This window comes from Coleofasciculus sp. LEGE 07092 (assembly GCF_015207375.1).
GTDB lineage: Bacteria > Cyanobacteriota > Cyanobacteriia > Cyanobacteriales > Coleofasciculaceae > LEGE-07092.
Map to the genome: position 1 here is coordinate 20,752 of NZ_JADEWY010000052.1, position 20,250 is coordinate 41,001.

Annotated in this window: 10 protein-coding genes; 4 read left to right on the forward strand and 6 right to left on the reverse strand. The window is 46.6% G+C overall.

Features of this window, described 5'->3' with window-relative positions:
- Window positions 1-293 precede the first annotated feature (293 nt).
- The 4 genes from IQ257_RS14430 to recN form a co-directional block, all read right to left on the reverse strand.
- Window positions 294-2,624 carry a CHASE2 domain-containing serine/threonine-protein kinase gene (locus IQ257_RS14430; protein WP_322744337.1) on the reverse strand — a complete coding sequence of 777 codons (2,331 nt, stop codon included), beginning with the start codon at window positions 2,622-2,624 and terminating at the stop codon, window positions 294-296.
- Between the two features lie 31 nt (window positions 2,625-2,655).
- Window positions 2,656-2,841, reverse strand: coding sequence for a hypothetical protein (locus tag IQ257_RS14435; protein ID WP_193876247.1), 186 nt, complete (start codon window positions 2,839-2,841; stop codon window positions 2,656-2,658).
- Window positions 2,842-2,966: 125 nt separating this feature from the next.
- Window positions 2,967-5,573 (reverse strand): adenylate/guanylate cyclase domain-containing protein, encoded by a 2,607-nt coding sequence (locus tag IQ257_RS14440; protein ID WP_193876249.1) that lies wholly within the window; start codon window positions 5,571-5,573, stop codon window positions 2,967-2,969.
- Between the two features lie 261 nt (window positions 5,574-5,834).
- Window positions 5,835-7,637 carry a DNA repair protein RecN gene (gene recN, locus IQ257_RS14445; protein ID WP_193881308.1) on the reverse strand — a complete coding sequence of 601 codons (1,803 nt, stop codon included), beginning with the start codon at window positions 7,635-7,637 and terminating at the stop codon, window positions 5,835-5,837.
- Between the two features lie 374 nt (window positions 7,638-8,011).
- Between recN and IQ257_RS14450 the strand changes: the two genes are divergently transcribed.
- Complete coding sequence (locus tag IQ257_RS14450; protein ID WP_193881311.1) at window positions 8,012-10,075, forward strand: ABC1 kinase family protein; 2,064 nt, start codon at window positions 8,012-8,014, stop codon at window positions 10,073-10,075.
- A 119-nt stretch (window positions 10,076-10,194) separates the two neighbouring features.
- Here IQ257_RS14450 and IQ257_RS14455 read toward each other — a convergent pair whose 3' ends face one another.
- Window positions 10,195-11,130, reverse strand: coding sequence for an ATP adenylyltransferase family protein (locus IQ257_RS14455; protein ID WP_193881314.1), 936 nt, complete (start codon window positions 11,128-11,130; stop codon window positions 10,195-10,197).
- A gap of 356 nt (window positions 11,131-11,486) precedes the next feature.
- On the opposite strand from IQ257_RS14455, the gene IQ257_RS14460 reads away from it, so the two are divergent.
- Complete coding sequence (locus tag IQ257_RS14460) at window positions 11,487-11,894, forward strand: hypothetical protein (protein ID WP_193881317.1); 408 nt, start codon at window positions 11,487-11,489, stop codon at window positions 11,892-11,894.
- Between the two features lie 46 nt (window positions 11,895-11,940).
- Here IQ257_RS14460 and IQ257_RS14465 read toward each other — a convergent pair whose 3' ends face one another.
- Entirely contained in the window at window positions 11,941-16,734 is a 4,794-nt protein-coding gene (locus IQ257_RS14465; RefSeq protein ID WP_193933078.1) for a CHAT domain-containing protein, read from the reverse strand.
- A 410-nt stretch (window positions 16,735-17,144) separates the two neighbouring features.
- Between IQ257_RS14465 and IQ257_RS14470 the strand changes: the two genes are divergently transcribed.
- A complete protein-coding gene (locus IQ257_RS14470) occupies window positions 17,145-18,476 on the forward strand; it encodes a serine/threonine protein kinase (RefSeq protein WP_193875674.1) in 1,332 nt (443 codons plus the stop codon).
- A gap of 687 nt (window positions 18,477-19,163) precedes the next feature.
- Window positions 19,164-20,250 (forward strand): AI-2E family transporter (locus tag IQ257_RS14475; protein WP_193933080.1); only part of this gene is annotated, 1,087 nt, incomplete at its 3' end.

The window sequence follows — 20,250 nt, forward strand, 5'->3', positions numbered from 1 at the left end:
GGACTTCGGCAGAAACACCACTCTTCTATAATTTTGTGAATCTACATATCTCACGATTGAAGAGTGGGTGCGTCAGTCGTCTAATTTCTCTATCATATAAGGTTTAATGGGGTCAAGACACTCAAGGTTTACACAAGATTTATTAATTTTTGTTGAAAGGTGCGATCGCATCTTGTGCTGATTGTCTGTACTGTTGCTTTCTTTTTTCTTCAAGAAGTGCTGCCAGAGCTTAAGCTCTACCTGTCCAAATTATCGACTGTGACAGTTGAAAGGGCGGAATGTGGGTTGAATCGTTATACTTCAATCTTATTCAATTCTTCTAGAACCTCCGTAGTTGACTTATATCGTTCAGGAAAATGGTAGCGAACCATCTTATCTAAAATTCGGGCAAGTTCTTCACTGACATTAGCTAAATTACGCCAGTCTACATTGTTTGTTTCCTCGAAAACGGGTAACTGGTGGGGAGGAATACCTGTCAGGGCTTGAATCCCAATCATCCCCACTGCATAAATATCACTGCTAAAAATCGGATGTCCTGCATACTGTTCTGCTGGCGAATAACCGCGAGTCCCAACAGCGACGGTGTGATGTTCTTCATCCGTCTGCCCTTGGGGTTGAATTTCTTTAACGGCTCCGAAATCGATTAAGACAATTTTACCGTCGGGGTGACGACGAATAATATTACTCGGTTTGATATCCCGGTGAATAACGCCGTGTTCGTGAATGAACATCAGCACCTCTAAGATTCCCTGGATTAATTCCACAACTTCTGCTTCTGGGAGTCGCTTATCCACTGGCAGTTCTTCGTTCAGGGCATCACCTTGAATGTATTCTTCGACTAAGTAAAACTCTTGAGTTTCTTCAAAGTAAGCCAGCAACTGAGGAATTTGAGAATGCCGACCCAACTTTTCCAAAATTTCTGCTTCCGTGTGGAATAACCGTCTAGCAATACTTAAGAATTTTTCATCGCGAAGAGCGGGTCTCAAATGCTTGACCACACATTTGGGTTTACCAGGTCTGAGTATATCTTCTGCTAAATAAGTTAGTCCAAATCCCCCAGAGCCTAGAACACGATTAATTTTGTAGCGTCTAGACAGCAGGTTAGGATTGTCTGTTTGATTCTGGGTTTTTGAAGGAGTTTGTTCAGCGTTTTGACCATTCCAAATCGCTGTTGAATCACCTTGAGCATTCCAAATCGCCGTTGAATCACCTTGAGCATTCCAAATCGCTGTTGAATCATCTTCGGGTACTTGGATTTGTTCCGTTTGTACTTCTTCTTCAGTCGTTATCGGTGGATTGTTCGCTCTCTCCCTCAAAAGAGCTTGTAACATTGCAATGTTATTTTCTTGTTCCCGAGCTTTTTTCTCGGTTTCTTGACGGATCTCCTCTGCTATTTCTGCTTCTCGTTGAGCTTGATAGGCACTATAAGCAAGAACCCCAGTACCACTAGCAACCAACCCCAATACGGGAGCTACGACGGGTATCCATCCTGACTCGAAAAACAGAACGACAGATGTTCCTAACAAAAGACCAACAGCCAAACTTTCAATCAACACGAGTTGGACAGGATGGCGAGTCACCTGCACAAGGAGACCGCCAGTCAGCGACCAGACCCAAATCCACAAAACTTCCCCCCACTCAGGCCAAAACCAAAACAGCCGTCGTCCATCCAACACTGTACTGAGAATTTGGCTGACAATCTGACCGTGTACCTCAACTCCTGGCATTTTCCGGAGGCGTTCTTCTTCGGTACTGTAGGGAGTGTAAAAGGTATCCTTTAGGCTGGGAGCAGTAACCCCAATCAAAACAATGCGATCTTTGACCAAAGTCGGATCAATGCGGTTTTGGAGAACCTCGGTCAAGGTAACGCGCTGGGCTAGCTTTTCGGGAGAGCGGTAATTCAGCAAAATCTGGTAGCCACCTGTATCTGCTTTCTGGTAGCCACCCGAGGTAGAGGAGAGCGGTTTGAAGACAGCTCGACCTATTTGTAGATACTCTTGCTGCTGGTCTTTTCGGATCGTTTTTGGCTTAATCCCCTTTTCCTCTAAATAGCGCCGTGCTAGCTGAAAGCTCAAAGAATAGGGAGTTGTGCAACCAGGGGAGGCAGGTAGGTACTGAAACAACTGACCCCGGCGAACCGTGCCACCCGCATCGACGGCTAGATCAGAAAAACCAACACGGGATTCTGGCACTCTTGGTGGTTGTGGAGTGCCAGGATTTTCAGCATCTTTGAGTTGGCAGATGGGGATAATGCGATCGCTTTTTTGCAGCCGCTCAGATAGTTCAGCGTTACCGGGTGGCACTGGAATATCCCGATAGATATCTAAGCCGATTGCTGCGGGTTGATATTGCTCTAAGGTTTGCAAAAGCTGATTCATCACCGCATCAGGCATGGGCCACCGCTCTAGAGACCGAATATCCTCCTCAGTTACTGTCACCACCAAAAGGCGCGGGTCTGGTGGTAAGCTTGGACGCACCTGCATCATTCGGTCAAAAGCACTCAGTTCCATTGGCTCCAACAAACCAAGCTGCCGTACTCCTAGCAACATCCCTGTTACCGTCAGACTTGCCACCAATGCCGGATGCTTGACGACAAAGCTACTGATGCGTTTGAAATGGGACACCACTCTAGAGAGTTTCGATTTTTGAGGCGTCTCAAGAAGGGATATCTCGTCTGTTGAATTTTGAGTTAACTCCCCACTCGTCAATTTCACGTACCTGACTACCCATAACGAACACCTCAACGCTAGCAATAATTTTCGCAAACTGTAACACAACGATAAACTCTGCTAAAAACTCTCCAAATAAAAAAATACCCCAGTATTTTTGTAAGGCAGGCATCTTGCCTATCCCATGGGATAATCTATCTTTTCGAGTTTCCTAGAGCGGACTTTAAAAATAATTCTGATCAGGAGATAGGGACTGGGAAAATCTCTCTCTAGCCCCTAGCACCTAGTCTTTCTCAACTACTTCTCAGTCATTGTCCAGGCACCATCCCAGTCATCTGGTGGAGATTCTTGCAGAAAATGCTGACTCCGCTCCATCTGTAACTTTGCTGCCTTATCATCCGGGTCAATTTCTTCGACGATCGTGGCAAACTCATTCCAGGCTTTGCGAAACATACGCTTCAGGTAATACTCGCGTCCTTTATGGTAAAGTTCGATGATTTTTTCTTTCTCCTCTGGAAGTGAGCGATTGGGTTCGATGAGATCGACAACTTCATAGATTTTGACCGGTTTATTTTTGCCTTTAACGCGGATACAATCTAGTTCCCTGTGCCAAATCAGATTCTTGCAGGGTTCAAAGGTGTACTCGCTGATAATGATGTCACTACCGTACTGCTTGCTAGCACTTTCCAAGCGAGAACCCAGATTTACGCCATCTCCAATGGCGGTGAACTCCATCCGCTTACTCGAACCGATATTGCCGCTAATAACACAGTCGGAGTTAATGCCAATCCCAATACGGATCTCTTCCTTTTTATTGCTAAGGCGACATGCATTAAATTCTGCTAATCGGTGGCGCATTTCGACAGCCGTTTGCACCGCTTTCCAGGCATGATCCGGCAGGGGTAAGGGCGAACCAAAGACCGCCATGATCGCATCGCCAATGTATTTATCCAGGGTGCCTTTGTGCTTAAAAATTGCCTCAACCATCGACTCAAAATATTCGTTGAGCATACTTACCACCTCTTCTGCCTGTAGCTTTTCAGTCAAAGAGGTGTAGCTGCGAATATCAGAAAAGAGGATAGACACTTCTTTGCGATCGCCTCCCATTTTGGCATCGCCGAGTTTAAGTAGCTCCTCTGCCAACTCCTGAGTCATGTAGCGATACATGGTACTCTTAAGGCGTTTTTCATCGCTGATGTCATCCATAACCACCAACGCACCGTAAACATTACTCGAATCGTTAGCATCAGCAATCGAGTTGATTGACAGGTGGACGCTGTGTTCTTCTTTCTTATTCTTAGTCCTTAAAGTTTGGTCGGGGTAGTACTGATTGCGGGCTTTATCATCTTTGGCATCTAAAGCCTCTCGGAACCAGTTAGAAAAATTCCCCTCTTTAATCTTGATCAACTCCGGCACCAATAGTCCCTCTATGCTGTCTTCCTTGCTAAAGCCCAGCAGTTCTTTGGCGCTTTCGTTGGCAGCAATAATTTTACCCCCTTTGTCAGTGGAAATGACACCATTGGTCAAGCTGCGCAAGATATCGCGCTGGAGTTGTTCCTGTTGCTTGACCATCGCAAACAACTTAGCATTCTGGAGAGCGACACCTGCTTGAATATTAAACGCCTCCATAAAGGCAATATCACTTTGGTCGAAACTCGCCTTCCAGCATTCTGGTGCCTTGGGCCAATCCTCAGGATTGTAGGGGGGAAACTCACCTTTCTTTTTCTTATTAAGTAGCTGAGTAACGCCAATTAACTTATTATCAGCATTATAAACAGGCATACACAGCAAGCTACAGGTGCGATAACCCGTTTGGGGATCGGTTCTTTGGGCGTTATCTGAGTCAGGATGTTCGTAAAGGTCAAAGGGGATATTTAAAATTTCTCCCGTTTCAGCGACTTTTCCAGCAAAGCCAACTCCCATTGGCACACGCAGTTCCATCATTGAGTCGTCTGACTGGGGAATTTTTGTCCACAGGTCATTGGCTTCATGGTCAATTAGCCATAAGGTACTGCGATCTGCATTCATCAGCTCCTTGGCTTCATTCATCACCCGTTTGAGGGTGTCTTCGAGATCCAAACTGCTCTTACTGAGAGATTCTGTTGCCTTCATCAAGGCATTGGCTGCCCGTTGTTGCTGGGTTGCCACGTAGAAGGATTTGGATGACTCTAGAATCAAGCGAATCGACGGGGCAAATTCCTCAAACAGTTTTTGATCGACTTCGGTAAAGCCTTTCTGATCGATTTTTTGCTCTAAGGGAGCGCTGGGGTCAAACGGATTTTTGAGTTTGTTGAGTAATTGGACGACAGCAACTAGATTTCCATTCTCACCCAACAGGGGCAAAACCAGCATCGTGTAAGTGCGGTAGCCCGTTTCGCGATCTTTCTTCTGGGCGAAAACTGAGCGCGGGTCGTCATAGAAATCGTAAGGAATATTAACAACGGTCTTTAAAGTAGCTGCTTCACCTGCAATTCCTTTGTCCGCTGGAATCCGCAGTTCAATGGTTTTGCCGTCTTCACCCTCAGCTACTATCGAAAATAATTGATTCTTGTCTTCATCGAGTAAAAATATCGTTGTCCGGTCTGCAGCCAATAGCTCCGCTGTTTTCAAGGTGATGGCATTCAACATCTCCTGGAGGATCGTCTCAAACCCTTGACTGTCAAGCAGCATTGACAGGGTTTGGTTGACGACTTCAAGTTTCTTTTCTACCCCCGTGACAACTTCTTTGAAACTATCCTGAGTGAGGGGAGCGAGAAAAGCCGTAAAAGTTCCCGTCGTCGTCGTTAATGCACCGGAAGATGCTTGCTGTTGCTGATAAACTACTTGGTCTTCGGTGTAGGTAGGAGAAACATCAATAGTTGTTTCACTGCGAGCCGCAGACCGATTGGAAGATGGAGCTTGCATATCTCTTTTTAGCGTCAGAGAACGTTCCTGGCATACGAATAAGAGTACTCTATAGGTTTAAGATTTACCACTGTTGATATCCTTTGCCCTATGAGCCAATTCTAGATGATCGCTCTCAGTGGGAGAATCCGCTCCTCTGCTCCTCTGCACCTCTGCTCCTCTGCTCCCCTGCACCTCTGCTCCCCTGCTCCTCTGCTCCCCTGCTCCTCTGCTCCTCTGCTCCTCTGCTCCTCTGCTCCCCCGCTCCCCCGCTCCCCTGCACTAATTTTGACGCCAGTGACGGGCTTGACTCAACAGAGACGCGGCAAACGTCATGGCTTCTTGACCCGAGTCACCCCCAGCCAACTGAGCAATTTCCTTCTGGCGGTGGGTGCGATCATCTAGGAGACTGACGCGGACTACAGTGCGCAGATCGGGAAGTTCGGAGTCGGGGACAAGTTCATTTACCTCTGAATGAGTTTTACCGTTACGTTTGGAAACGGATTGTTGCTCGTTGAGTTGAAGGGGTTGGTCGATCACCTGTTTTTCAACTCGGAAGTGTCGGTCTGCCATGGCAGCAATTAAGGGTTGGTGGGTAACACAGAGGACTTGATGGTGTTGGCTGAGTTGATGAAGTCGTTCGGCTATCGCTTGGGCTACGCGACCGGAAACGCCGGCGTCAATTTCATCAAAAATTAGGGTATCCGAACGCTCGGTGCTACTTGAGAAACAAGCTTTCAGCGCTAGTAAAAAGCGGCTCATTTCGCCACCCGATGCGGTAGCACTTAAGGGTTGCAAGGGTTCTCCGGGGTTGGGAGAAAACTGAAAGATTACTTGGTCAGCACCTGTCGTGGTGGGGGGAATAGGAGCGATCGCAACTTGAAACTGTACCTTGTCCATTGCCAGTGGTTTCAGTTGAGCCACTAAATGGCGTTCCAGGTTCTCGGCAGCCGTGCGGCGCAATTGCGTCAGTTGATCGCAGGCATCTGTCAGCGTTCTTTGACAGCGAGTATAGATTTTTTCGAGTTCTTCTAGAGATTGACCTTCGCCACGGAGTTCTGCCAGTTCCTGTTGGAGTTTTTCATAGTGAGCGATCGCATCGCCTAAAGTCGGTCCATATTTGCGGCAAATTTGCTTTAAAGCTTGGATGCGCTCCTCCACCTCCACCAGACGCTCTGGGTCGGTTTCGAGTCCATCACCGTAGGTATTGATTTGATGACTAGCTTCTGTCACCTGGGCGAGTGCGCCACTGACGAGATCCAAAACAGATTGTAACTGAAGATCATAGTTCACCATATCTGTGAGCCTTGCTTCGGCTTCTCCTAACAAATCAGCACAAGCTGGAGTACCGCTGTCGTTTTGATAAAGTGCCTGATAAACTTGGTAGCTCTGCTGTTGCAGTTCCACTACATGAGAGAGCCGCTGGTGTTCTTGTTCAAGTTGTTCGAGTTCGTTGGGTTCGCCGAAGTTGACAGCACTCAATTCTTGAATTTGATAGTCTAGCCAGTCTAGTCGTTGTAAGCGTTCTTGCTCAGACTGTCGCCGTTTCTGGAGGGCATTTTCAGCTTCTTGATAGGCTAAGTAAGTGCTGGCAACTTTGTCTCGCTGTTGGATGAGGGGATAACCTCCGTAGAGGTCGAGGAGTAAGCGCTGGCGAGCAGGTGCTGTGAGCTGTACGGTTTGACCTTGGGCGGTAATTTCTACAATGCGATCGCGCAACAGCTCCATAAATCGTCGGTTAACCAAAATACCGTTAATGCGTGAACGAGAACGCAAACTGCTCGGGTTGGTCGTAATTTCTCGACTGCAAACCAAATCTGCCTCGTCGAGCAAGTCTATTTCTTGCTCATTTAACCACGCCATCAAGGGAGCATCAACCCGAAAATTGGCTTCTACCAAAGCGCGTTTGGAACCCGTGCGAACCAGACGGCTAGAGACTTTTCCCCCTAACGCCACATCGATAGCATCTAGAATAATTGACTTACCTGCACCCGTCTCGCCAGTCAATACATTCAGACCCGCGTCAAATTCCAGTTCCAGCTTGTCAATTAAAGCAAAGTTTTGAATCCGCAAAGACAGCAGCATAGAGCGTTTAAAGATTAAATTGGGAATGAGTGACGGACATGAACTGACTTAGAAGAATACAGGAGTTCAGCTATATTGCCTGAGTACTCTTTCTTGTTTGAAAAATTTCACCGATAAGGAAGAGGCAATACAGACCGATAAGCGTGGATACTGAATGAAGAAAAGGAACACTCAACAAATAATCGGTACAGTCAGGTTCTCATAGCAGAAGTTACGACCCAAAGGCAGTTTAGTCTCAAGGGTAAAGGAATAAGCCGAAAGCAACTGTTCTCGTTCGTTCTCAAACCCAGTCAAGATAAACTAAGTGGCGTGGTGTTTCTACTGATTTTTGTTACAATTCTTTACAGAGTCGCTCCTATCGGTGAATTATAAATATGAATCTTAAAACAGTTTCCCCAGCCTCCTACCCCATAGATTCAAAAGCCGAGCTGGATAAGTCAGTTGTAGAGGTGCCAGCCGAGCCGATAGCGGTTGAGTACGAACTGAACCCGACATCAGAGTTAGAGTCAGCTTTATCAGAAACGCCACCCGTACTGGAAACAGCCGCATTGCGCTACGACCCTGTGGCAATCGAAGCCCAATATCGTAAGGCACCTCTGCAAGTTTTAGGGCGGTTGCTCGGTATTGCCCTACCGTCTATTTACTTTGTGATTCAACTGTGGTGGGATGGCGTCCGGGGTCGAAATCCCAAAAATGAACGACAGCGAGCGATTCAGTTACGAAAACTACTCACTAACTTGGGTCCAGCCTACATCAAGGTAGGACAGGCACTCTCAACACGACCGGATTTGGTTCCGCCCGTTTACCTAGAAGAGTTGTCTCTGCTACAAGACCAGTTGCCTGCCTTCCCCAATGAGATAGCTTACCAATTTATTGAGGAAGAATTGGGTGCTCATCCCCATGAAATTTATGCCGAACTCACCTCCGAACCGGTCGCAGCGGCATCCTTAGGACAAGTTTACAAAGGCAAGTTGAAGACTGGGGAAACCGTGGCGGTGAAGGTGCAGCGACCGGGGCTGGCACAGCGCATTGCCTTGGATATCTACATCCTGCGACGCATTGCTAAGTGGGCGAAAAAGAACATCAAGCAGGTGCGCAGCGATTTGGTTGCCATTATGGACGAATTTGGCACCCGCATTTTTGAAGAAATGGACTACAACCATGAAGGGCGCAATGCCGAGCGCTTTATGAAGCTCTACGGACACCTTCAAAATATTTACGTGCCTCGAATTTATTGGGAATACACAGGGCGGCGTGTGCTAACCATGGAATGGATCAGGGGTACAAAGCTGACGAATATGGAGGCAATTCAGGCGCAAAATATCGATGCCAAGTACTTGATTGAAGTTGGGGTGCAGTGTTCTCTACGGCAGTTATTAGAGCATGGGTTTTTCCATGCTGACCCCCATCCAGGAAATTTGTTAGCAACGCCTGAGGGCAAGCTAGCTTACTTGGACTTCGGCATGATGAGCGAAGTTAAGCCTTATCAGCGCTACGGTTTGATTGAGGCAGTCGTTCATCTAGTAAACCGTGATTTTTCTGGGTTGGCTCATGACTATGTGAAGCTGGAGTTTCTGACCCCCGATACCGATTTGGCTCCAATTATCCCGGCATTGACAAATGTTTTTAACAATGCATTGGGAGCAAGTGTGGCAGAACTTAACTTCAAGAGCATTACCGACCAGTTGTCGGCGCTGATGTACGAGTATCCTTTCCGGGTGCCTGCTTACTACGCCTTAATTATTCGCTCCTTGGTGACGTTAGAAGGAATTGCTATTAATGTCGATCCTAATTTCAAGGTGTTGAGTAAAGCCTATCCCTATGTGGCGAAGCGCCTATTAACTGACCCTTCGCCCCGTTTGCGGGCATCTTTGAAAGATTTGCTGATCAAAGATGGCAATTTTCGCTGGAACCGTCTAGAAAACTTGTTGCGCAATGCGGCAAATTCTGACGATTACGACCTGAACAAAGTGTTGACTCAAACGCTAGAGTTTCTGTTTTCAGATCGTGGGACTTTCATTCGGGAACAGTTAATTGAGGAAATTGTGAAGGCTGTCGATAGCGTAGGACGGCGGACGTTTGATAATGTTACCTATTCTCTGCGCCGACGAGTTGGATGGGAGCAAGATCTGAAAACACCCGCTAAGACGGTGGAAGTATCTCATAATACGGAGCATATTAAGCGGATTTGGCAAATTCTCCAAGATACTCCAGGTTTTGACCCGCTACAGCTAGTTAGTGTTATTCCTCCTCTATTGGCAAAGCCGGAAACTCAGCAAATGGGGCAAAAAATTGCAGGAGGTTTAGCCCAGCGGGTGATAGCGCGGCTGATTCGGGAGACATTACTCCAGAATGCGCCTGGGGAGGAGATTTCTAACGGTCGCAAGCCAACTCCTGCCCCTAAATTAGTCCTGCCTCCGGCTGCCGCTATCCATTAGTAGGTTGGTCATTTGTTCTGCCGTCGAATGTTGCTGACTGAAGGCTTGTAGTGAGAACTTAATCCCTCGTTACCTACGAATTTTTCTGTTAGTTTACTAATGACCAAGGACAAAGAATATTAATGGGATTGGGCAACGTTTTGTAGGATGGTTATGGGACTTTGCTCTTTGAGAATCTGCATTTGCTGCTGGTTTCGCACGAGCAGAGCACCCGCAAATCCTAGGGAGTTTACAGAAATTGAGGCGAAATCCTCTTGCGATCGCGGTACAATGAGCATCCATTGCCGTGTGGCGAGTAGGTTATAAGGAGCAGATTGCTGGAGAGCGATCGCTTCTTTCTCTAGCAAACCCACTGCACGCAATAGGGTATGGTAAAGTTTTAGCGTTCCTGCCGCAGCGTCTAACGGAGACTCTGCCGAATGGGAGTCTAGTTGGACAAGAGCGTGTTTAAATTTAAAATCTGGTATTGTCCCAACCGCATCCCGAAACCTGGCAGATGTAATGGCGGGTTCAATAGGTATCTTTAGTCCTTCAGGTGTGAGGGGAAAGGGGACAAGTTGTAGGTGCTTGTGTCGCTGACTGGCACCCGCTACTTTTCCACCGTTGTAGAATGCCAAGCCGTCGATTTCGGCAAGGCACGCCCACATCGCTTCAAAATCTCGGATGTTAAGCCAGTTATCTTGCTCCTCAAATTCTCGTGTAACGATGAGTAGGTGATGGTCAACGACATTAAACTTGTTTAAAAGACACAGATGTGTCTCGGAAATGTCGGTAACAAATAGGTCTTCTTCGTAAGGAAGGAACGGGTTGAACTCTTTTTTGGAAGAGTTGCCTTCTTTTTCCTGTTTTTTGTGGGCTTCATCCTTGCGGACTAGGTTAGATAAAATGCGAACCAGGAAACGAATACCGCTTTGCTCTACAAATTCGTACTCTGTCGATATCGGCTGGAGTGCGCCGCATCGGAGTGCGTGTTCGGTTCGCTCTGTAACCTTTGACCACAGAGTGCCTGATTCCAGTATCACTGTTTCCCGTGCAGTTCGTTTTCCATCGGGCATGATTGAATTTTTTATCGGCAGAATCTCTAAGCTTGTGGGAACCCGGATTGAGTTCTCGTGCGCATCTAATCTAGACCAATTCTCTGATTTTGACCACAGTCATGGAAACTTCTCTATTTTTTTCAAAAATTAAATCGTTAATTCAATCCTTTTTGTTGAAGTAAATAATTACATTGCTCAGTTAATTTTTGTTGTTTTGATGAAGTTTTTGTGAAACACTAGACGAGCTGGAATATTTCACGTTACTATTCTTAATGAAAGTACACAAAATAAGAAGTAAATACTCAATCCTTTCCAGGGTGTTGTACGAGGTGCGCCAATTATCCTTCACTTGCTGTTTAACTAGGTAGATTCCCATGAATACAAATCACCAGACAGTCAACGTTGCAACCCCTGACAATTCTCTGCCAGCCGGATTGAGCCAGGTCTGGTTTCAGATACCGGACTTAGGTAGTGGGTCTTTTCGCTACTCTGAAAGTCATTTGCATAATAATGGTTTAGAGTCTGCACCCTTAGAATCTCTGGTGTGGAATGAAAAAGAAATAGAGGTAAGCCGATTTCAAGAGCAAGGAGTTTTCTTTGAAGACGGAACCTTACTAGGGTTGAATCTTTTAGGAGACGGTTGGGAAATACTTTTTAACTTGGGAATTAAGGTAGATGGCGTGCAGGGGATTGGAGAAGTATTCTACCAGCCAATGGCAACATCGACCCACCAGACCAACCTTCAACGTGTCGCGTCCAAGATGCCCCATCCTCATCTATAGGTTTTTGCTCGGGTGTGGGGTGTGGGAAATACAAATCGAGTGTACCTTACCAAGGATTGCCAACTAGGGTGAAACTACTCCAGTAGTAGGGATGGGTGAATTCGGCGTCTGGCAACTCCCCTAGCTCTGGCGGTAAAGAAAACGTCCCCTGTGGAGTGACTAACTGCCCGTTTTTTAGTTGCACTTCACCCCGAAGCATTGCCAATTGTGCCTGCCGCAGTGCTTCGGCTTTCATGGGGGCTGTTTTCAAAGACTCGTAAAACTGTGTGATGAAGCCCAATGTGCCTTCATCACTGATATACCACAGACTCCCCATCGCTGACTTCACTCCCGCTTGCACTGCCAACCCTGTAAATCCCAATTCCGCTTCTTTATCACCCAAAGCGGAACGACAAGCACTCAAAACCATCAGTTCCACGGGTGGGTCATTTAACTTTAACTCAGGCAATTGGCTCAGTTTCAGCTTGGTATTCCAAAACTGGATATAGGAATTAGCGGGTTTTCCTGGTATAAAGTCGCCATGGGTTGCCAAATGAATAATGCCAAAAGGCTGAGAGGCGCGTGCTTGCTTGAGATTATTTAGGGTAAACGCTTGATTGAGAAAAGATTGACCTTGCCACAACTGACTGGCAATAATTGACAACTCTACTGGCACTGCTGGTAAATCGTACTTCTCCTGAAATTGAGACGCTCCCATTGCCAAAACTTGCAAGCCCCTCACACTTTTGTAACGAGTATCGGTGAGGCTGAAGCTGGGCATTAAGCCAACGCTATATTTCTCGACGATAAATCCCTGACCATTATGCAGTGCAGCAATTGGCAGAGAACGCAACCCCTCGTCCATGACAAATGTCAAATTAGTGATTTGTTGAGCTTGTAATTCTGCCTCAATGGGAGCCACTAACCACTGATACAACTGTTGAGCTTCTTCCTGGTAGGGAAGGGGAATGCGGATATCGGTAACGAGCCGACGCAGTTGGTTTGACAGTTGAAGGACTTGCTCGCGTGTGACTCCCTTGACTTGTCGTTGAATCGCTTTTCCAGAAGATGTGACGACGATTAATTCTAGCTGGTCAGTTGCTCGTTCTTGGGGGTTGGTGGAACTTGGAGCCTTGAACTGCCAAAGTGTGTCTGCTGCTTCTGACGTTTGGTCTTGAGACGGGGTTTGGGGTTTGAAGAAGACGTAAATTAAACCGGGTTTAATCTTAGTGGTTTGTTCGATTTGACCGAGAGTGGCTTGGATTTCTGCTGTCGTGACAATGCGGGTATCGCTGATGCCCAGATAATTCTCATAGGCGTCGGTGAAGTTAGTTTCTTGTTGGATGATTTCACGCTCAGTTGTTAGGGCGGTGGTGCTAGTTGTAGAGGAGAAAGAATTGTATTCTAAGGGTTGACTAACATCTTCTAGTAATTGTTTGCCAACTTCGCTCGGTTGGATGAGATCTACAGGATTTACAGGTGGGTTATCTATGATATTGAAGGGAAGGTCATCTCGAATAATCTCAATATTGCCTAACTTGTAGCTGAAAGGAAATGATTGAAAGGGGGCAATAGTAAACTCACCACTGGTAATAGCACCTGTTGTGCCATTGGTGGTAGCATTTCCAACCTCAAAGGGAGTCGCATTGGTTCCACCCTGGCGAATGGTAATATCTCCCCCGCCATTCCCGTCAGCCGTAGAAATACTGGCTTGGGTGCCATTGCGGTCAATAAATGTATCTAGAGATTGAAAAAATTTCTCTGTTGTGATATTAACTTCACCGCCCCTGCTACCACCTTGGGCGTTAATGGAACTCACTTGACTATTACCTCTAGAATTTAGGGTGACATTACCGCCGTCGGTAGAACTCCCATTGGAATTAATTGCACTCGTGGTAATGCCTAGTGCGGCATCCAGCAAGATAGTGCCGCCACTGGCTCCGGAACTGTTGAGGTTGCCTGTAGCGATCGCACCATTGGTGCTGGTTATGGTAATATCTCGACCAGGATTGATAATATCGCCAGTGGTAATAGTTTGACTGGCTTCTAAGGTAATCGTGGCGTTGTCTGCCCCAGTGAGGGTGCCACTTGTAGTGTCAATGGAACCGGAGTCAATGGGCGATCGCAATATTACTGGATCGTTAAATGTGACATCACCTGCTAAAGTAATTGCACCATTACTATCCGTGCGTCCAATAGTGATGGAAGCAAAGCCATCCGCTAATTGACCCAATTCGGCTGTATTCAGAAACGCTATATTCGCGTCACCCGTTCCGCCAATTTCTAAGGACTGGTTAGGGTTCAACGGCTGTAACAGCAGATTGCCAGTGCCGCTTGCAGATTCACACCCACAATTAGAATTCTCATCATCTAAGATAATTCTGTCTGCTGTCAGAGTAAGGTCGCCGTTGCCCGATGTTATTGTTGCACCTGAAACATAAATACCAGTATTACCGTTATTACCGGTAAAAATAACTTCCCCGCCCCCTGAGGTAATCGTCCCATTAACAAAGATGCCCCTAGCATCGGTGCCAGTCCCGGTACTAGTCCCGTTGAAGGTAATTGTCCCCCCTCCAGAGTCAATTGGGCTGTTATTAAAGATGCCAAACTCGCTGAGGCTATTGCCAATGAAAATAAGTTCCCCACCTCTTGAGAAGATATTCCCTTCAACGCTGATGCCCCTAGCAGAGGTGCCAGTTCCAGTGCTAGTCCCATTGAAGGTAATTGTTCCACCTTCAGAGTCAAGCAAGCTCCTGCTTAAGATACCCACATAGCTAGTGCTATTACCAGTAAAAACGATCTCGCCCCCCCCTGAGGTAATAGTTCCATCAACAAAGATGCCAGCAGTGTTGCCTGTTCCGGTACTAGTTCCATTGAAGGTAATTTTCCCTCCCCCAGAGTTGATGGGGTTGAAATTAATAATGCCAATTTCATTGCTGCTATTGCCCGTGAAGATTATCTCACCGCCCCCTGAGGTGATAGTCCCTTGAATGTTGATGCCCCTACCCCTAATACCCCCGCTGCCGGTGCCAGTCCCGTAGAAGGTAATCGTCCCACCCCCGGAGTCGATTGGGTTGAAGATATTAATGCCTGTATCATCGCTACTTCCGGTGAAGGCAATTTCCCCTCCCCCTGAGATGATATCCCCTCGAACTTCAATACCAGTACTGTCAGTACTACTCCCTTGGGCAAGGATATCCCCACCCAACGTCGAAATATCACTATTAATTACAACTCTACCCTGTGCGTTCAGGTTCAAATTCAGCTTACTGCTACTAGAACTGATTCCCCCATCTACGGTGATATCGTTATCGGCATTCAAGGTAAGCGTAGCGTCTCCACCTGCTGTCTTATTAATAGCTGCATCAGCATCCTGGGTGATATTGCCTTGGTCAGTTCCACCGATATCAGTTGTAATTGTAACGTTAGTGCCAAGGTTTAGCGCATTGTTGATATTAGCAACATCCACTTGATTCGTACCAATCCCACCGCCACCACGATTCACAATCGTGATATCAGTCGGATCAATTAACCAAATGCCACCGATGCCATGAGGGGCGCTAGCATCAGGAGTACTGATGAGATTGAGATGGAGAAGCTGCTCGCCAGACGTTTCAATTAACCCCCCATTCCCAGAAATTTCTCCTCCCCTTGCTGTTAATAGTCCTTGAATGTCTGCTGTTCCATCTGCCCAAGCAATGACTCTACCCCCATTGCCATTGAGCAAAGCATCAGCATGAATGATCGAATCACTGCTAATCGTTGTCTGTAGAGCATTGGGTACAGTTCCATTTCCTTGATAATCTCCCCCAATTCTTACTGTACCGCCACCGTTGTCACCAGAAGCTTCTACATTTGCGCCAATCAAACTAACGGAGTTACCCCATACATTCACCTCACCTCCAACGTTTCCGGCTGTTAAATTTGAAGCATCAATTGTACCGGATACAATGGCAGTTCCCGTTTCATTGGGAATAGTTGTATTGAAACTCGTTAGTTGAATATTACCCCCTGGAGACATACTAACTCCTGTCTCCACGTTTTCCGGTACACCTGTCAGGAGTGTGGCTAAGTCCAAGGGTGTAATTGGTAAAATTAGCCCAGAAGTGTCTCTGGGTGGCTCAATTTCCAAGCTCAGTAATTGCCCATCTTGGCTAATTGTGACTCGATTAGAATCAGGCACTGCCGTTATAGTAATCGTGCCTCCCGGTGCGGTTAATTGCCCTGTATTGATAACATTACCGCTAAGTAAAGTTAAAGTCTGACCCTCTGCAACCGCTAAATTACCAGCATTGATAATATTGCCTGTTTGTGATACATCAAAGGCAAACTGACTGGGGTTGTCGTTTAATAATTGGTAGTCATTTATACCAGAATTATTAAACCACTTATTATCACCAAAACCAATACCTGTGGCAGTTGTTGCCGTAAAGTCAGCCGGGACATTTAAACTGGCATTTGCACCAAAAACAAGTCCAGCCGGATTCATGAGAAATAAGTTAGGATTACCTCCCGTGACCTGAATCAGACCATTAATAATAGAAGGGTTGCCTCCTACTACCCGTCCCAAGATATTTTCCAGGTTAGGATTTGCTAAAAAGTTAGCAATCTGTCCCGCATCTAACCCAAACTGTTCAAAACTGTGAAATAGATTCGCCTCATCTCCCGAAAGACTGCCACCGTTGATATCAAAACGATTACCATCAGGAGTAAGAACCGTACCCGTGCCATCTGCTGCTGGAGTAATGGATTGAGCGAGTGTGGGCAAAGCAGAAAAAATTATCCCTATCCCATAGAGAAGAGATTGGACTAGGGATAAACGGACAGACAACCAACGAAAGGAAAACCATGCAGACTTCATTGCTAGACATCCCCTGAACGCAATAATGAATGGTTGTTTTTTGAACGAATTTGTCTTGAGCTAAAAACCGACTAACTGGTTGATTGAACTATTAAGAACGTCTAAATTGTCAGCACTTTATCACGATGCAGCTTGGTGGAATTTAAGTTTTGTAAGTCTAAAGCTAAAAATTATACTATCATAGGTCTTGAGTAAGCTTACGCAAGCCAGCTATCATTTGATCCTCTTGGTCAAGGTCAAGGTAATGATGGATATGACACCTTACCCAAACCCCTTCTCACGCTAAGGGCGATCGCAATTACAAGTTCGCTCGGCTTTTGTCTACAGAACTTAAACTTTTTGATTGACCGAACTTTCATAAATTCCAGCTAAGCTATAGCATTAAGTGGAAATGTGGGGAGTGAACTTTTATGAACGTAACGTCAAAACCAGCTCTGCACCAAGGCAAATACATCCTCGGCAATCGACTAGGTAGGGGTGTCTTCCATCTCACTTACCGAGCCACTCAGAGCGAGTCGGGTGAAACTGTCATCATCAAAACCCTTGGCGAATCTCTGCGCCAGCACCCGGATGTTGAGCAGTTCAAGCAGCAATTTCTAGACTTTGCCGAACGAGTGAGCCGATGCCAACACCCCAGTCTAGTTCGGGTACTGGACTGGTTTGAAGAGGGCGGATACCCCTATCTGGTAATGGAAGATATTCCGGGGCAGACTCTCGCTGAACTTATTCGAGCCAATGGATTGTCCCCAGCTAAAGCGATTCAGTATATCCGCCAAATTGGTAGCGCTCTGAACGTTTTGCACCAAGCGGGTTTACTGCACCTAGATATCAAGCCTGAAACGATTATTCGGCGTCCAGAGAGCGATCGCTTAGTACTGTGTGAGTTTGGGATTACCTGTGAGTTTACACCAGGCGTGATGCAAACCCATGCCAATCTCCTTTCGGCAGGATATACCCCCATAGAACAGCATACATTGCAGGGTAAGCGCACCCCGGCAACAGACCTCTATGCTCTGGCAGCAACGTTCTACTGCTTACTGACAGGACGTCCACCCTTACCAGCACCCGTGCGAGAGGCGTTGCAATCCCACACAGACAACAATCTTTTTTCCTCAGACTGGCACAACTACCAGCATAAAATCAGTCCAGGGATTAAACGAGTACTGGAATCGGGTTTGGAACTAATCCCTCAAAAACGCCCCCAAACTTTAGCACCTTGGCTGTCCCAGCTTCCAGGTTCAACAAAAGCCCTCACCCCAGGGCAAAACGTCACTAAACACCAGAAAAAACAGGAACCTTTATCTAGAGCCGAAAAACAACCCTCTCAACAGCGTCTGCTCGACAATCGACCAACCCACCCTCAAGCTCCCATCCCCAGCCACAAATCCTCACTTCCAGGACAGCACGACAATATATACATAGGAAGTCGCCCAGTTCGTACTTTCATACAACCCTCAGAAACAAAGCTCCAATCTTACAATCCGGCTTTTGCTCGTGTTGCAAAAGAGTTTCCTCAGCCAAGTAAACGCTCAAAAGCCACAACTGCTAAAACTAAAATCCTATTGCCCTTCCAAGCGCTGCTAATGACGGGAGCTGTCGCAGCATCTGCTGGAATAGGCTTTGGCTTTGCCCTGCGGCTCAACCGACCGAATGATCCGGGATCGACAATCTTACACACCCAGCAAACCTTTCCCCCACGTAGCGATTGGCCCGTTTCAGAACCTCAACTCCAGCTTCAATAGGGAGTAGGAAGTGGGGAAGATGGGGAAGTTACCCGGAACTCAGTTTCGGTCAAGGTTTTTCAAGAGTTTTACTTGCTCCCCAGCTCCCCAGGTCCCCAGCTCCCCTACTTCAACAAGTTCGCGGGATTCCCTGGCGAGGGAGACGTTCCACCGGAACGTCTTTACGACATTTGCCTCTGTCCAAAAACCACAAGGTACAAGGTAAAGATGGGTAGTATTTGGGATAATAGTGAGAGAATTTCTACATTCTCTAGCGAGTGTAACCTATCCCTTGGGTGTATCGCCCAGGGTAAGTAGACTCAGATCTGCCGCCAAGCTGCCAAGCTATACAGCCTGACTGCCTACATGGGTGTAGGACATTACTGTATTTGTGTTGTTGTCTTCACTTTCTGGTATTTTTGGTTCAAGACTTTTGCCAAGCTTTTTACCTCTGAATGTATTCATAAATGTTACTTTAGTTTGCTCCAAAAATATAGCGATCGCCTATTTACTTAAATAATAACTTAGACGTTTAAATAGTTGTTTGTACTAGTTATTTGGTAAAATATCGAGAAATTCTGAGTTGTCAGCTCTAACCTGCTACCCTGAACTTGAAGTCTTCTGAATTGATTCACTCGTAAAGTGAAACGACTGAATTATAGGAGCAATTGCTGTGCAAGCAGGGAACTGCCAAATCAAAGAACTACAATGAAGTCTATATTTTCACCGTTCCAACAGTTCCTAATTACGTGGCTGCTGATTTTAGTAACGGGTTGGGTAACACTGAGTGCGCTGAGTTACGTGGGTGAACTCATCAGTATTCTGCTCACGGCAGCACTGATTGCCTTTTTGCTTAACTATGCCGTCGCTGCATTGCGACCGTTCTTGCCTCGGACAATAGCCGCAATCCTTGTCTATTTAACGGCTGCCTTCGCGGTAGTATTTCTGGCATTGACCCTAGCACCGCCTGTACTCAACCAAGGGCGGCAGTTGATAGTCAGGTTCCCGGAGTTGGTCGAACAAGGTCAACAGCAACTGACGAGCTTCCAAACTTGGAGCGTCGAACACAAGCTGCCCTTTGACGTGCGAATTTTGGGAAATCAACTGCTGGCAAGAGTCCAAGCCCAGGCAGAAGCGATCGCTTCAACGGGTTTAGGCTTAGTAGTGGGGACATTTAACTGGTTTTTAGACTTAATTTTAGTGCTGGTAATTTCCTTTTATATGCTCATCGATGGCGAGCGGCTTTGGCAAGGTCTGACGAGTTTTTTCTCCCCCAGAATCCGAGAGGGTTTAACCCAAGCCTTGCAACGCAATCTCCAGCGGTTTGTATCGGGTCAGCTATTGCTGGGTTTATTTATGGCAACAACTTTAACCCTTGCCTTTCGCCTGCTGCAAGTGCCGTTTTTCCTGCTATTTGCCGTCTTTATCGGCTTTATGGAGGTGATTCCCTTTGTCGGAGCAACCTTGGGAATTTTCACAGTGGTGACAGTTGTAGCATTTATAAATTGGTGGCTAGCAGTAGAAGTGTTGGTGGTGTCGGTAGCACTACAACAGGTAAAAGACAATTTGATTGCGCCCCGCATTATGGGCAAGTTGACAGGTTTATCTCCCGTCATTATCTTTGTATCCCTGCTATTGGGAGCCAGATTAGGGGGAATACTAGGCGTGATTTTGGCAATTCCCCTGACCGGTGTGGTGAAAAGTCTAGCGGAAATAGTATTCGATCCAACCCTACCCCCTCAGACAGGAGACTTTTTTCAAAATCCTCTGGATGGGGAAGTTGGGGAAGTTGGGG

Excerpts from the sequence above, each read along its gene's own strand:
- IQ257_RS14435 (WP_193876247.1), bottom strand. The coding sequence starts at position 2,841 with ATGCCTGCCTTACAAAAATACTGGGGTATTTTTTTATTTGGAGAGTTT.
- IQ257_RS14440 (WP_193876249.1), bottom strand. The coding sequence starts at position 5,573 with ATGCAAGCTCCATCTTCCAATCGGTCTGCGGCTCGCAGTGAAACAACT.
- recN (WP_193881308.1), bottom strand. The coding sequence starts at position 7,637 with ATGCTGCTGTCTTTGCGGATTCAAAACTTTGCTTTAATTGACAAGCTG.
- IQ257_RS14450 (WP_193881311.1), top strand. The coding sequence starts at position 8,012 with ATGAATCTTAAAACAGTTTCCCCAGCCTCCTACCCCATAGATTCAAAA.
- IQ257_RS14455 (WP_193881314.1), bottom strand. The coding sequence starts at position 11,130 with ATGCCCGATGGAAAACGAACTGCACGGGAAACAGTGATACTGGAATCA.
- IQ257_RS14460 (WP_193881317.1), top strand. The coding sequence starts at position 11,487 with ATGAATACAAATCACCAGACAGTCAACGTTGCAACCCCTGACAATTCT.
- IQ257_RS14465 (WP_193933078.1), bottom strand. The coding sequence starts at position 16,734 with ATGAAGTCTGCATGGTTTTCCTTTCGTTGGTTGTCTGTCCGTTTATCC.
- IQ257_RS14470 (WP_193875674.1), top strand. The coding sequence starts at position 17,145 with ATGAACGTAACGTCAAAACCAGCTCTGCACCAAGGCAAATACATCCTC.